9 protein-coding genes are annotated in these 15,830 nt (G+C 40.7%); 5 read left to right on the forward strand and 4 right to left on the reverse strand.

Annotated elements, in window-relative coordinates; translation table 11 throughout:
* Nucleotides 1-157: 157 nt before the first annotated feature.
* A complete protein-coding gene (locus RMZ41_RS17165) occupies nucleotides 158-997 on the reverse strand; it encodes a cyanophycinase (RefSeq protein ID WP_322640390.1) in 840 nt (279 codons plus the stop codon).
* A gap of 373 nt (nucleotides 998-1,370) precedes the next feature.
* The gene (locus tag RMZ41_RS17170) at nucleotides 1,371-1,574 is read right to left on the reverse strand and encodes a hypothetical protein (protein ID WP_322640389.1); all 204 of its coding nucleotides are present in this window, start codon (nucleotides 1,572-1,574) and stop codon (nucleotides 1,371-1,373) included.
* A gap of 315 nt (nucleotides 1,575-1,889) precedes the next feature.
* On the opposite strand from RMZ41_RS17170, the gene RMZ41_RS17175 reads away from it, so the two are divergent.
* Complete coding sequence (locus tag RMZ41_RS17175; protein ID WP_322640388.1) at nucleotides 1,890-3,800, forward strand: acetate--CoA ligase family protein; 1,911 nt, start codon at nucleotides 1,890-1,892, stop codon at nucleotides 3,798-3,800.
* A 112-nt stretch (nucleotides 3,801-3,912) separates the two neighbouring features.
* On the opposite strand, the gene RMZ41_RS17180 is transcribed toward RMZ41_RS17175, so the two are convergent.
* The gene (locus RMZ41_RS17180) at nucleotides 3,913-5,532 is read right to left on the reverse strand and encodes a tetratricopeptide repeat protein (RefSeq protein WP_322640387.1); all 1,620 of its coding nucleotides are present in this window, start codon (nucleotides 5,530-5,532) and stop codon (nucleotides 3,913-3,915) included.
* A 282-nt stretch (nucleotides 5,533-5,814) separates the two neighbouring features.
* Here RMZ41_RS17180 and RMZ41_RS17185 point away from each other — a divergent pair, with 282 nt between their 5' ends.
* Nucleotides 5,815-7,473 (forward strand): DUF1565 domain-containing protein, encoded by a 1,659-nt coding sequence (locus tag RMZ41_RS17185; protein WP_322640386.1) that lies wholly within the window; start codon nucleotides 5,815-5,817, stop codon nucleotides 7,471-7,473.
* Between the two features lie 66 nt (nucleotides 7,474-7,539).
* On the opposite strand, the gene RMZ41_RS17190 is transcribed toward RMZ41_RS17185, so the two are convergent.
* Nucleotides 7,540-8,196 (reverse strand): DUF3386 domain-containing protein, encoded by a 657-nt coding sequence (locus RMZ41_RS17190; RefSeq protein WP_322640385.1) that lies wholly within the window; start codon nucleotides 8,194-8,196, stop codon nucleotides 7,540-7,542.
* 101 nt (nucleotides 8,197-8,297) lie between these two features.
* Between RMZ41_RS17190 and RMZ41_RS17195 the strand changes: the two genes are divergently transcribed.
* The 3 genes from RMZ41_RS17195 to RMZ41_RS17205 all read left to right on the forward strand — a co-directional run bounded on the left by RMZ41_RS17195 (nucleotide 8,298) and on the right by RMZ41_RS17205 (nucleotide 15,470).
* Nucleotides 8,298-8,969, forward strand: coding sequence for a LuxR C-terminal-related transcriptional regulator (locus tag RMZ41_RS17195; RefSeq protein WP_322640384.1), 672 nt, complete (start codon nucleotides 8,298-8,300; stop codon nucleotides 8,967-8,969).
* A gap of 462 nt (nucleotides 8,970-9,431) precedes the next feature.
* On the forward strand, nucleotides 9,432-9,809 hold the full coding sequence (locus RMZ41_RS17200) for a hypothetical protein (protein ID WP_322640383.1): 378 nt from the start codon (nucleotides 9,432-9,434) through the stop codon (nucleotides 9,807-9,809).
* A gap of 573 nt (nucleotides 9,810-10,382) precedes the next feature.
* Nucleotides 10,383-15,470, forward strand: coding sequence for a filamentous hemagglutinin N-terminal domain-containing protein (locus tag RMZ41_RS17205; protein WP_322640382.1), 5,088 nt, complete (start codon nucleotides 10,383-10,385; stop codon nucleotides 15,468-15,470).
* Nucleotides 15,471-15,830 lie beyond the last annotated feature (360 nt).

Below are 15,830 nucleotides of genomic sequence, written 5' to 3' on the forward strand. Positions count from 1 at the left end.
GAATATTCAAGAGATAAATGCTATTGGAGAAGAATTCAAGAGTCAAAATATAGGAATGTCTCTAGTTCCGCTCCTGACTCCTGAATTCTGTTTTGATAATCTACAACTATTAATTATTTATCCTAGTTAAACGCACCTGTAAAAAGCTAGGTGTTGATCAACCTACAGGTACAGAGACATTAGCTACAGAGCCATTATTGAGGATAGGCTGGCGAGTTTTTAAGTCAAATTTGAATCCATGTGGTAAAATATGAAGCTTTGCTCCGCAAATCGCCAAAGACTCATCCCTTAAAATTTCGCCCATATTGTTATATGTAGCTTCTGATTCATCGACAATTGTTACCGCACCTTCACCAATCACTTCAATTTGGTTATCAGTTACAACCATAGCAGTATTCTCATCAATACCGAATCCTAAAACAGCCGGTTCTAGTATTAAAGCTGAAATTAAACGTCCCAAGCGTCCGCGTTGGGAAAAATGCTGGTCAATTACTACCCCTGGTAAAAAGCCTAAACCAGGGCCCATTTCAACAGTTTCTATTCGCGGATGTGTCTGTGAATCACCTTCAACTATCATTTTATCTGGCATTACAGCAGCGCCCGCACTTGTACCGGCAATAACTATACCTTCCGCAAACCGTTCATGAATCGCCGCATCGATTTCAGTGTCTTTGAGGATGCTAGTAATGCGAGCTTGATCTCCTCCTGTGAAAAATACCCCAGTTGCTTTATTGATTGCTTCTAATGCGGTAGATGAAGATGCATCTTCGCGGGTTTCTGTATCAATAATGCGAACATTCTCGGCTCCCAACCGCTCAAAAACTCTAATGTAATTTTCTCCAACTTCTCTTGGTAATTCTGTCGCCGCCGTCATAATGACAATGTACGCCTTCGTACCGCCAGCGCGTCGAACAAAGTCCCGCAGAATTTGGGAATCTCCTTCTTTGTCTTCGGCTCCCCCAATAATTACCAACTGCCGTTTAAAATTACTTTCCACCTTGATGCCCCCTGATGTGAGTTAATAAATTTCACTAAACCATGACAATTAAACTATCAAATCATCCTTCTGGTAGATTACCTGATAGAAAGCAGGATTAGAATTTGCATAGACGCATTAGCGAAGCGGTAGCGACGAACGCGAGAGCGTCTCGCAGAGAAGGAACGTCAGCGGCTTGTCGTTAGGCATCGCAATTCGACCAAAAGATTTTTCCGAGAAATTACCCAAAGAACAGCTTCCCTCAAAATTAATTTCTTTTACTAAATAAAAACCCCAAATGCAACTGCTTAGAGAAATTGTTCTAGAGGCAAGGTTGACTACGTTCCTAATTACCGAAAAATTTATCGTGCAATTGGATATCTGATGGTAAATCCTAATGAATGCGACTTCTGTAAAGCAAGTTAGTCAAGAAAAAACGGGCTTGTTCTAGTGGGAGATGCCTGGGTTTACCTTGGTAGACAATTTGATACTCGTTGATGTCTGGCCCATCACCATGCCCAGAGATCAGCTTTTGATGAAAAGCTTCCTCAGCAAGTTCTCGAATTTCATCTCTTAGAGCAGCTTGTGTGGTATTCATACTTGGCTGTCTTTTCAATACTGGATATTTATTTATACAAATTTCCTGATGAGTGTTGCACCTTTCAAAGGTTATATCTTTGACTATTCGTAAGGATGAAGTTACTATTCTTTATTTTTTGCTGAGGAGAGGGGATTTTATTATGCCTTGAGATAGTTAAAAATGCTTACTAATAGAGTTAGTGTAGGTTCTGATTAGATCAATGGCTTTGCCATCACTCTCCAAAATTAATGTGAATCGATCTCCAATCAGTAATCTAAGTAACGATAACTCACCATATAAATTTCAGGGTGTTTAGCCAGAGGTTCGTAATCAATGGTTCTACAAAAAAGCAGTGATTTAGTCCGCATTAATGCTAGAAGAACGGATGTATTCGATATTTTCAACTTCAAGCATTATGCTGGCCCCAACCCCTATTTAAATTCAGGGGCAATAGTATTTGACTTTACTCTAGTTGAGTCTAGAGAGCCTTTGCCCATTGAAGATTATATTGCAAGCATTGGCGATCGCTATCCAAATCTGGGCAACCAAAGCTACGAGTCCCATGCCCATCTGTTCGCCCAAGTTGTGTCTGAAGTTGGAAAACTGGACATGGATTTGCACCTGAACCAATGGAGTGTCAAGCCATATCCAGATTTAGTGCGAATTAGCGTCCAATCACTACACGAACGCACAACTAGAGAGGTCGTTTATTTTGTTTGGGATTGGTTTGAAGCCATTACCCAAGATGAAGACTTTAACTTTGACGAACAGATAGTCAGGCTGCAAAATAAGTTCCGTGCATCTGTGTATGGCGGCCCCACAGTTTACGCCCTATTGCGAACAGCCTACGAAAAAGGTATTCCCGCCTTTTATTTGTGGGAAGAAGGATTAATGCAGTATGGTTTTGGGAAAAAACATGTCCGGGGAGTAGCAACAACATTTAACTGTGATAGTCATCTAGATTCGGAGTTTACCACTCGTAAAGATGACTGCAAGGCATTTTTAAAGACATTGGGTTTTCCAGTCCCTGAAGGCGATATCGTCTTTTCTGAAAAGGAAGCATTAACAGCAGCAAGACAAATTGGCTACCCAGTGGCAGTTAAGCCAGTGGTAGGTCACAAAGGAATTGGCGTTACAGCTGACATTCAAGACTCAAAAGAACTAGAATCTGCTTATAATAGGGCATTAGCAGCGATTCCTGAAGATCAGCTAACTCGGATAATTGTTGAAAAAAGTATTTCCGGCTCGGATTTTCGGATGTTGTGTGTCAATGGCAGATTTGTCGCTGCCACAGAACGCCGTCCAGCATCGGTTATTGGTGATGGGTATTTAACGCTTGCAGAATTAATCCGCCTAGAAAACCGCAAACCTGCACGTTTAGATACGCCTACCTCACCCATGAGTAAAATTCAGATTGATGAAGCGATGGAACTCTACTTAGAGGAACAACGCTTATCGTTAGACAGCGTGATTGAGAAAGGGCGCACTGTTTATCTGCGTAAAGTCGCCAATCTTTCAGCCGGGGGTATGAGCATCGATGCAACGCGCACGGTTCATGCTGACAATATTATTCTGGCGCAAGATATTGCTCAACACTTCCAACTGACTTGCCTTGGTATTGATGTCATTACCAAAAGTCTCTCTGAATCTTGGAAATCCAGTAACTTCGCTATCCTGGAAATCAACGCTGCACCGGGAGTTTTGATGCATCTTAAACCTTCTGAAGGTGAAAGTGTTGATGTACCTGCTTATATTCTAGAAACCTTTTTTGAGTCGGGTACAGATGCGAGGATACCAATTATCACCTTTAATAAAATCTCCGTTGAAGAACTTCAAGAAACCATTGACCATATCCTTTTGCAACATCCCAATTTGACAATAGGTGCTGTTTGTCGTGATGCCGTTTTTGTGAATCGCTCGAAAAAAGTATTAAGCAAAAACTACAATAGCAACGTCCAAACTTTGCTGCGTCATCCCAAAGTTGATTTGTTGATTGCCGAGTATGCGGAAGAAACCTTAGATGAAGAGGGGATATTTTACCAAAATAGTAATATCGTAGTTTTGGACAATCCCACCGAAACTGAGATGATACTAGCGCGGGATGTCTTCGATAGTTCTACTGTGGTGATTAGAAAAGGCAATGATATTTCTATCCGTCGCAAAGGATTGATTGAAGATTATACTTTGGCTGAAGATGAACCATTTACACGGGTTTATTTGAAAGAGACTGGAACGATTTTTTGAGCTAAGTAAGTGAATCCATTAGATACCCGACTTCTTTAAGAAGTCGGGTATCTGAATTTATCGTTAAGGCAAGAGACGCAATGAATCGCCGTCTCTACAATAAATTGATTGCCTAAAATTTCAAAATATCTAATGATTCTTCGATTTCTAAATCTAATATTTTTTCTCGTGTATCTTTGAGTGCTTCTAGCTTACCCTCTTTCCGATAGATGTCTGCCGCTTTCTGAAAATCCTCGATTGCTCCCTGTTTATCTGCGATTTCTAAACGGATATTGCCACGATTGTAATAAGCGTCTGCATAATTTGGATTAATCTGGATTGCTTGAGTATAATCTTCAATCGCTTCCTGAAAATTTTCTAAGTCGGAATGAGCATTACCACGATTGTAATAAGCATCGGCATAACTAGGATTAATCTGGATTGCCTGAGTATAATCTTCAATTGCTCCTTCAAAATCTCCTAAGTCGGAACGAGCATTACCACGTTTTTTATAAGCTATGGCATCTTTAGGATTAATCTTAATTGCTTGGGGAAATCCTGGTTGAGAACTTAATAAATAACGAGCAATTCCACGGTTTTTGTAAGCATCAGCATAATCAGGATTAATTTTAATCGCCTGGGTATAATCTTCAATTGCTCCTTGGTTATCTCCTACATGAGAACGAGCTTGAGCCCGATTTTTATAAGCTACGGCAACATTAGGATTAATTCTGATAGCCTGGGTATAATCATTAATTGCTTCTTCTAATCGCCCCAGTTGAGACAGCGCTAAACCTCGTTTATTGTAAGATTTGGCATCCTGAATATTTATCTGGATTGCTTGAGAATAATCTGCGATCGCAGCTTCATAATCTCCTAGTTGATAATGAGCTAAACCTCGTTTATAATATAAATCAACATCACCATGATTAATTTTTAAGGCTTTATTATAGTTAATTATTGCATTTGTATATTCTGCTCTCTCAAAACACTCATCACCCAATTTAATATAAAGTATATTTAAATCTTCATTACTGTATTCAGATTGAAAAGAAGCTTTAGTAAATTGATTATTAGTTGGCTTAGATAAAACTTCTGGCTTTGCAAGATATTTGTAAATTGGTGATTGCTGCTTAGAAGAATTATTTATAGAAGATTGTAACTGTTCTAGGTAACACCATAAACCACCGCCATACAGTAATTGTTCTATCCCAAAAGAAATTTTCCCAGTCTTTAATTTAATCATCCGGGTTGGGAGAAAGCCAGCCAAAAAAAGGTGATATTCAGATTGTGCTTCGCTGACATCTTCTTGAATCAAAATGCAAACTACAACTGCATTTTTTTCAACTTCTTCAGAACTAATTGACCATCTAACTCTATCAATACTACCATGACGAGATTTAACCTCGATACCAATAGATGGGTCAGAAGTTAAGGTAAAGTCTATATTGCCATCACCGCCGAATCGCTTTTCATAATCGACTTCGGTAATAAAATCTGCTAAACGTTCTTTGACAACTTCCTCACCCAATTTACCTTTAAGATAGCTGAGAAAAACGTCACGGACTGGTGAAACACGCTTATATTTCTCAGCCATCAACCAGCAAAATTCCCGTAGTGCCTTTAATCTCTCTCCAGAGATTATAGTTAATTCACTATATTGACCTTCTGTTTCACAATGAAGCAGACAACCAGATGTTAACCTTTTAATAAAATCAGACTGTAGCGATCGCAGTAGTGTAATCCAGTCCATTGATATTTCTGCGAATCTTTTGATGAAATTATTCTATTAAAATATCCAGTCGCCGTAAACCTTTCAATTAGCTTGGGTAAAATTATGCGAAATTGCTTCACATTATGTATTATAAGTTAATTTAAATTTACATAATTATTTTTGCAAACAGTAAAACCTAAAAGTATTGGCATAATTTTTTAACTTTGCAGTGAGAATTACTTTAAGTTATTTAATGCATCAACCGCTACCTACTTTTATAGTTAGCGTTAGGATAGCTATGTATTTTTTGGAAGTATAAATATGGCTCAGACTTTTTATGTAAATCCAGTATCAGGTAGCGATACTAACCTTGGTAGTCAACAAGCGCCGTTCAAAACTATTACCCAAGCACTCAAAGTAGCTACAAATAGCACCAAGATTCAACTAGCAAATGGTAATTACAATGCTGCTAGCGGTGAAGTATTTCCGCTAACGGTTCCATCGGGCGTAATAGTTGTAGGTGATGAAACAAACATTGGTAATGGTGTTTTGATTGAAGGGAGTGGTAGCTACCTCAGCCGTACTTTTGCTGCTCAAAATGTAACATTTGTACTGCTAGATAAAGCTGAGGTACGGGGAGTTACGGTAACGAATCTGGCTAGCCGCGGTACTGGTGTTTGGATTGAATCAACTGCTCCTACTGTTGCTAATAGTACCTTCATCAACTGTAAGCGGGAGGGAGTATTTGCTACAGGTGATGCTAACCCAGCTATTCTAAATAGTGTATTCAGAGAGAATGCAGCTAATGGAATTGCGATCGCTAAAAATTCCAAAGGTCAAATTCAAGGTAATACCTGTGTCAAAACAGGTTTTGGCATCGCCATTAGTGATACTGCATCACCCATACTTCGAGATAACAAACTTTCGGAAAACCGTTCTGGAATTGTCATCTCTGGCAGTACTCGCCCTGTATTGCGTAACAATGTCAGCGAAAATAACACTGACGATGGCATCACAGTAATTGGAACCGCCCTACCAGATATCGGCAGTGCCAATAATCCAGGAGGCAATACTCTACAAAATAATGGTAAATTCGATTTGCAAAATGCCAGTTCCAATAAGCTGGTTTCTGTGGGAAATAAAATAAATGCGTCTAAAGTTACAGGAAACATAGAGTTTGCGGATAGTTCAGTTCCCACCCCGACACCAACGCCAACGCCAACTCCCACCCCGACACCAACGCCAACACCAATTCCCACACCAACTCCTACCCCAACACCAACTCCCACGCCGACACCCACACCAACACCCACACCTAACCCGATACCAACTCCTACACCAACACCAACACCAACACCCACCCCGACACCAACACCAACTCCTACACCAACACCAACGCCTGCTATTGAATTAACCGATATTAGTAATCATTGGGCAGGTGGATTTATTCGGGAATTAGTCAAATTGGGCATAGTTAATGGTTTTCCTGATCGCACATTTAAACCCGATGCTACAATGACACGGGCGCAATACGCCGCATTATTGGTAAAAGCTTTTAACCCATCACCAAATCGCCCCGCGAGCAAATTCAAAGATGTACCAGCAGACTTTTGGGCATCCAAGGTAATTCAACAGGCATATCAAGGTTTATTTCTCTCTGGTTTTCCTGACAATACCTTCGGCCCCAACAAAAATATTCAGCGCGTGCAAGTGATTGTCTCTCTAGTGAATGGGTTGGGATTATCTGCTGATGGTACAGCAGCTATTAAATTTGATGACCAAGCAAAGATTCCTGATTATGCTAAAGATGAGGTAGTAAAAGCTATAGACAAGGGGATTATCGTCAATCACCCGAACCTCAAACAACTCAATCCTACCCGCGATGCTACACGCGCAGAGGTAACGGTAATGGTATATCAAGCTTTGCTTGATGCTGGCCGTGTAGCGGCGATTGAATCGCCTTATATTGTGAGTGCATAAAAAATAAAAGCGATCGCTCTTTAGTTTAAAGGAGCGATCGCTAATTTGTAAATTCCCAAATAAAACTTAAGCAGCAACAGGTTCCAACAATTTGATGTTAGAGAAAATAAATTCTTGAGTAGATACTTCTCCTGCTGTCTCGGTGCGAATCTCCCGACGATTTAGAATGAAATAGTCACCAACTTTTTCATATTCATCAATAAACTCGCTTCTACCGCCCTTTTGTTCCCCAGTTTTGGGGTCATGATACACAGAATCATAGCGGTGAGAGAGGTAGCCTTCACCAGTGTCATGGCTGCTGAAAGTGTCAATTGTCACGAAAGTACCGTGAATTAGACGGTGAACGTGGCAGACTTCATTATTGCGGACTTTGTATTTATCGCCCTCAGCCTTACCACCAATTAAAAGCTCAACCGCACCAGTTTCGTCAGTTTTACCATAGCTAAATGTATTGGCGCTGTGGGTGTCTTCAAAGCTGCGGCGGATGCGGTGAATTGCTATCTCCCAGGCTTGGCCATGAATTGCTTTCTGGGCCGACTCGTCATCTACATCTAAAACTTCGGCTTTGAGATTGGCATTGATGATTACTTTACCTGTAAAAACTTTATCGTCATGCTTAAAGGTAATATTTGCAGTATAGCCGGGGAAATTCTTGTCCCAAGTATAGCGGTTCTCATAAGCAGCCCGGAAAAGTTCCTGAGCAGAGAGTTGTGTAACTGTCATGTGCTTCTCCTAGTCGCTACTGTTAATTAGCGTTTTAGTTTCGTTGGTATTAGCATAGAAGTAATTGTTGAGGCTTGGATAGTCCCCAACTGGGTACACTTATGGTTAATTCTCTTCACGCTGTATTTGATGCGATCGCTAATGTCCAAAATGAGCAAGAATTAAGGCTAGCTCTAACGGATAAAATTGGTGAGCATTTTGGCGTGCAAAATTGGGGCATTTATTTCTTAGATGAGCAGCCAACAGCCCAAATCGATGTTCAAGGTATTCCCGCAGTCTGCTTAGAAAGCAATCCAGTGGGGCGCTATGTGGTTGAGCGTCACGCTCCCGCCCACGAACAGTTATTATTATCGCCAGGAGACTGGAAGCATTTTTGTTCGCGTTCTGACCACGAACACGTCATGACTGGGCCAATTGTTTGCGATGGTCGTCTTGTGGGAACGCTCAACTTAGCTCGTGATAAAGGAAATCCCCCTTTTAATGGCAACGATTTAGCCGATTTGAGTGCCCTATGCATTCATTTGTCAGCAAAAATGGCAACTCTGCGGACAAAACCAAAAATATCTCATTCTCTTGTAGTAAGTCCTCTAACAGCGCGTGAGTTACAAATTGCCGAGTTAGTGGCGCAGGGGTTAACAAACGCAGAAATTGGGGAAAAACTTTGGATTACGCAAAATTCCGTCAAACAAGCTTTGAAGAGGATGTTTCGTAAGCTGAAGGTTTCAGCGCGTGCAGAAATGGTGGCAAAGCTGCAAGATATGCAAGTTTCTTGAAGAATAATTCAGAAGCATCTGTTGTAAGAGCAATTCAAAAATTGACCCTACGATAGATGCGGTTTTTCAAATGATTTAAATTTAACTTTTTCTGGCGATACATAAATCCTAGTAATTCCAGGAATCAAACCGGATTCCTATAGTTAAGGCTTAAGTCTAGATTATTTTTGTTGTACTAAGTTTAGATATTTAACTATCTTCTTATCTGTCTTATCTGTCATTGCATTTTTTTAGCGATAACGGGAGAATACGAACGTTACAAGGAGAATTCAGGAGTCAAAATTCAGAAATCAGAAGAATTAAAGAATCACAATAACATTTGATTAATCATATCGATCATTCAAAGCAGACCTGGTTCTAAATTCTGATTTTTAATTTCTGAATGCTGAATTGTTACCAAAAGACATTTGCCAAAAATGCAATTACCTCAATATAGCCTATTATTTCTCAGGAGGAAAATTAATGAATTCAGTTGATCAAAAGCAGATCGAAATATTAACACAAGATCAGAATATTAAACTGTCTGGTAATCCCATTCAAACTGAATGCTTTTCTGTTAAAAAGACCCTAAGAGATGGAGGGAAAATCCGCTTCAAAATCCGTTATTCTGCCGAATTACAGGGTTTCTCACTGCTGGAAGTTTTTTTGATGAGAGCGCAGAATGGAACACAAACTGCTGGCATGACTATTCCTAACAGTGGCTCTACAGCTATTTCTCAAGAACAAGAGCAAGAATTTAGTATTTGGGAACCAGGAGATTATTTCTTCTTTTTTAAAATGTCTTCCAATAATGGAACATTTTTGATTGAGGACTATCAGCTTTATTGGTTAAATAGTTAATTAGTTATCGTTGAAAATCTCTAAATCTGTATTCACAATTGATTGATGCTCTAGAGAACTCTGGACAGAGAAATTCTCTACCCAGAGTTCCGGTAAACATAGAGGCGTGAGATAAAAAGTACCTGAGAGTCATTATCAAGCACGTTTTTGCAATGGTTTAAGTAGAACGAGGTGAAAAAACCAAACTATGTTGTTACATACTTATAAAATTTCACTACGACTTACTTATTTAGCTGTTGTTTATCTAATACTAAAAGTTTTTTAATAAAGCACTTAATTCCCTAAAATTCATACCCAGTAATGAGTTTAGTAACCTTAATATCTGCTGTACGAATTAGATAAACAATTGAAGAAGGCAGAAGGCAGCTATGCTGAGGGCAGAAGGTTTTGTAAGATCGGGGATTCAGACCCCTCTAAACAAGAGCCACCAAATTGAAAATTTGGTGTTCTTGTCTTAACCCCTTACTCCCTACGATCGTGGCTCCACATGAGTCAGAATTTCATAAAAGCCTCCTGCCTCCTGCCTTACTTGATAAATAATCCAGAAATTGAATAAAAATTATATTTAAACCAATGAGAGATTTAAACTTGTTACAACGGTTAAACATTGCCGTTACCAGTACAGTAATTTGTTCTGGTAGTTGTGTGATATCTACGATGGGCTGTGCCTACGCTCAAATCACTCCAGATAGCACTCTACCCAATAATTCTAACGTTCAAAAAAATGGCAACACAATAAAAATTGAAGGTGGAACCACTGCAGGAAGCAATTTATTCCATAGTTTTAGCGAGTTTTCTCTTTCCACCGGGAGTATAGCTGATTTTAACAATAGTCTGAATATTCAAAATATTATTAGTCGAGTCACAGGTAAATCGATATCTGATATTGATGGATTGATTCGTGCCAATGGTACTGCAAACTTATTATTTATAAATCCTAATGGGATCGTTTTTGGCCCAAATGCCAAATTGGATATTGGCGGCTCATTTGTAGGAAGTACAGCAAGTAGTATCAAGTTTGCTGATGGCTTTGAATTCAGCGCCAAAAATCCTTCAACTACTCCATTGCTAACTATTAGCGTACCTGTTGGATTGCAGTTCAACGGTGGCGAAGGCAATATTGTTGTGGAAACCGGGAGTCCACCATCAGCTATCCCATATACAGAAGTGGGTGATGCAGGGAAATTGCCATCTACAGCCCAGGCTACTAATAGCTCAACTTCAGAAACAGTCAGTGCTATCTCTGGGACACTAGATAATGACAATGACATCGATCTATACCAACTTTTTTTGAGCAAAGGGCAGAAATTCACAGCAACAACTGTGGGCGGTACTGAGGTAAATACTCAGTTGTTCTTGTTTGATGGCAATGGCTTAGGTCTAGTGATGAACGACGATGATTACAGCGTTAATGATGAAACTCGACAATCAACATTGCCTTTATATGAACCTTTCATTGCCCCAAGTTCAGGCAAGTATTACCTGGGCATTTCTAGTCATGAAAACAATCCGTACAGTTCAGAGGGTGCAATATTTGAGTATGGTTACCTCATAGGTGCTGGTGCCGGATTTCCAATTAGTGGATGGAATGAAAATCTTGGTCAGAGTAGCGGAACTTATACTATTAAGCTTAACAACCAGGTAGCTCTTACTCCCAGCCAATTGTTTGCGGTTCCACAAGGCAGAACCTTGGCGCTCATAGGTGGCAAGGTGACGGTTAGCGGCGAACAAGTCATTGCTCCTAACGGGCGGGTAACTTTGGGAGGTGTGGATGGAGCAGGAATAGTCGGGCTGAATTTGGTCAATAATCGTTTGCAGGTGGATTTTCCTAGTCAAGTACCACGAGCCGATATTTCTTTAAATAACACTGGTGAAGTGAACATTGCGACTGCTAGTAGTGGCAGCCTTGATATTCACGGGCGGAATGTTGATATTACTGGCAGCTATACTGGGGTATCGCTATTAGTGGAAGCTCAAGACAATATCCGCTTTGGCGGTGACATTAACATCGCTCAACCAGATAAAAGTCAATCTAGAGGGGAAATTAGCTTAAAAACGATATTAGGAGATATAAGTACCAAAGCAATTATTACTCATGGTGGAGCAATTGAGATTAGTAGTAGTAAAGATATTACCACCCAAGACCTGAATACTACAGATGGTGCTAACGATGGTGGGGCGATCGCTTTGACTGCTAATGGCAATATTATCACTGGAAATTTGTATTCTTACTCTGATTCTAATTCTGCTTCTTTTGCTACTATGGCAGGGAATGGAGGAGCTATTTCACTCTCTGCTATTAACGGCAATATTACCAATTGGGATTTGAATTCTTCTTCTTATTCTACGAGTATTGAGTCTACTAGTACAGCAGGAAATGGGGGAACTATTTCACTCTCTGCTATTAACGGCAATATTACCAATTGGTATTTAGATTCTTCCTCTTATTCTAGGAGTGGTAATTCTACTAGTACGGCAGGAAATGGGGGAACTATTTCACTTTCTGCTATTAACGGCAGCATTACTACTAGTGATTTAAATTCTTCCTCTTTTTCTTCTAAAGAATATGGTAGTATAACTTATGTTACTAGTACAGCAGGGGATGGGGGAACTATTTCACTTTCTGCTATTAACGGCAGCATTACTACTAGTAGTTTGAATTCTTCGTCTTACTCTTCTAGCAATCCTCAGACTTCTGGTTATTCTACTAGTACCGCAGGGAATGGGGGAGCTATTTCATTCTCTACTACTAATGGCAGTATTGCTACCCAGGAAATTGAATCTTCTTCTATTTCTTATTCTTCTACTAGTACGGCAGGAAATGGGGGAGCTATTTCATTCTCTGCTACTAATGGCAGTATTAGCACTACCTATTTGTTATCTTATTCTAATTCTACTAATATGGTAGGAAATGGGGGAGATATTTCACTATTTGCTACTGATGGCAGTATTAGCACTGGAAATTTGTATTCTTACTCTTTTTCTGAGTTGGCTTCTTCGATAAGTACAGCAAGGCAAGGAGAAACTAATACTCTTGTTATCGATAATGACATCAGTCTTAAGCCTAAAAATGGTGAGGTAGCAAACGGAGGTGCTATTACTATTAAAGCTACTGATACTATCAAGATTGAATCAATCAACTCTGTAGGCAAGCTGGGTTCGGGAGATATTACGATTGAAAGTTACGCACCTTTGACTTTAGATCGTAGCATTCTTTCTAGTGATACTTTCGGGTCTGGCAATGGAGGCAATATTTTGATTAATGTACCATCTATTTCCCTGACAAATGGTGCACAGATATCTGCTAACAGTCACAGTAGTGGACAAGGTGGAAATATTTCTCTGATTGCTTCCGAGCTTATAGAATTGAGTGGAACAACAACTGAGCCTCCTAATGACATTTATGCCACTGGACTAGCCGGCATTCCTCCGGGTACTTTCCTTGGTGGTTATATTCCGAATGGTACTATTGACAACCTTAATCAAAGATATGATGATGGAACCCAATTTCCTAGCGGTGTTTTTACTCAGACAACTGTTGGCTCAACTGGTAATGCAGGCAACCTGAGAATTGAAACAGGGCAACTAATTATCAAAGATGGAGCAGCTATAGCCACAACTACATTTGGGCAGAATAGCAATGCAGGAAATATTTCGATTCAAGCAGACTCAATCTCAGTAGATAATGGCTCAATCTTGAGTGGAGTCGCAGGAAGAGCAAAAGGCGAAAGTGGCTTAATTGACCTGCAAACTGGTTTGCTTTCTATAACTGGAGGAGGTGTTGTACAAACACAAACTTTGGGAGAGGGTAAGGCTGGAAACATCAATGTAAATGCCTCTGAGAAAGTAAATTTGTCTGGTGTTAATAGTGGTCTGCGCTCAAGTAGTGGTGGTAGCAATGACCAGTTAGGAACTATCAGTAGCAAGATTGGGCAGGGTGGTGATATTAACCTGACAACCAATAGCCTGAGCATAACTGATGGAGCAGCTTTGGATGCTCAAACCCAAACGAATTCCATTGGAGGCAATATTACAGTTAATGCCAATACCTTGAGTGCAATTAACGGTGGACAAATTCTCACCTCTACTTCCAGTGGTGGTAAAGCTGGTAGTATTACACTTAACATCCCTGAAATTTCTATTTTTGGTTCCACTAGCGGTCTTTTTGCTCAAACTAATAGTACTGCCCCAGCCGGAGATTTAACTATTCAACCAGGTAATCAAGGGCAGAACTTGAAGATTAATTTTCAAGATAATTCGCTCATCTCTGCATCAACTTCTGGTAATGGCAAAGGAGGAATTCTCAGTGTCAATGCTCCTTTTTCGATTACCCTAACTGGTAATGGTACTTTAGCAGCGATCGCTCAAGGTAGTGCAGCAGGAGAAGCAGGAGAAGTAAAAATTACCACCAACAAGCTTGACATTGCCGATTGGGTGCGGGTTTCGGCGGCGACGAATTCTAGTAACCCCACAGCTCGTGGAGGTAAGCTAACCGTGCAAGCTGCCCAATTGAACCTGACAAACAGCAGCATTTTAGAAGCAGGGACAACAGGAGCAGCACCAGGCGGTAACTTGATAATTCAACCCAATAACAATGGGCAAACCTTAGCAATCAATTTCTCAGGTAAATCCAAAGCGTCTGCTGCTACTTCTGGTAGTGGACAGGGAGGAACCCTGAGTGCGATCGCTCCAGAGTCGATTACCCTAACTGGTGAAGGTTCGCTGATTTCAGCCCAAACAACAGGTAGCGGGAAAGGTGGTGATTTGACTCTGCAAACAGGAGATTTAACAATTCGAGATGGGGCGCAAGTGAGCGTCAGCAGTACAAATACAGGCGTTGCAGGCTCGTTAAATGTAGTAGCTGACTCCATCCGTTTGGACAACAATGCCAAAATCACTGCTGATACAACAGGAGGCGGTGGCAATATCTCCTTGCATACAGCCTTGTTGAGCTTACGCGATCGCAGTTCTATCACTACCAACGCCACTGGTGAAAATATTCCTGGAGGTGACATCACCATTGATGCTAGAAATGGTTTCATCATTGCTGTTCCCCAAGAAAATAGTGATATTAGTGCTAATTCTAGAGATTTTCGGGGTGGAAATGTGACCATCAACGCTCAAGCGATTTTTGGCATCCAGGCTCAGGATGCACCCACCCCAAACAGCGATATCACCGCTACTGGTAAAGATTCTGCTTTCAATGGCACAGTGCAAGTCAACACAGTCTTAAATCCCAATAATGGATTAGTGGAATTACCAGCCGATTTTGTTGATCGTTCTGGTTTGATTGCTCAAGGTTGTCCGGCGAATCAAGGTAATTCGTTTGTGATTACTGGACGCGGAGGTTTACCCCCTTTACCAACCCAGGCGCTTCGCACTAATCAAACTGCAACTGTTGATTGGGTGGGGTTGAATCCTCAAGCACAAAGGAGTGCAAGTGTAGGAGAAAATTCACATTTAGGGAGGAATTCTTCGGTTCAAAGCCCTAAGTTAGAAGTTCAGCAAACTAACCCGACTATTGTGGAAGCTACTGGTTGGGTAATTAATCAGTCTGGCGCAGTGGAGTTAACAGCCTCTGCACCTGTAGCTACACAGACAAGTACTTTTAATTCTGCTACAGCAGCTTGCCCATCCCAAGCTGCCTCTGTGCAAAAATAATTCGGGTTCTTCCGGTAGTTTTATGGAATGGGATACAGCCATTTGCGAAAAATTGTGTTAGGCGCGGTATAACCACATAGGTGATACCATTTCACTAAAAATCTGATGCACATATAGGTGAGCCACTGCGTTGGACGGGTTTCCCGGCTTGTACCGCTAAGGCGGAACCCGCTCTTTAGCAAGTAGCGTTTGAGGAACGTAGACGCAAAGCGGCTTCCCGCAGGGTAACCCAACACCAAAAACGTTGTATTTGTTGGGTTTCACTTTGTTCAACCCAACCTACTAGTCTGCCAACCCAAAAATGCGCTTGTGAGGGCTGGGGAAAGGGAAAAGGGTAAGGGATTTAAACCCTTTCCCCCT

Origin of the sequence: Nostoc sp. DedVER02, assembly GCF_034530675.2 — a bacterium.
GTDB lineage: Bacteria > Cyanobacteriota > Cyanobacteriia > Cyanobacteriales > Nostocaceae > Nostoc.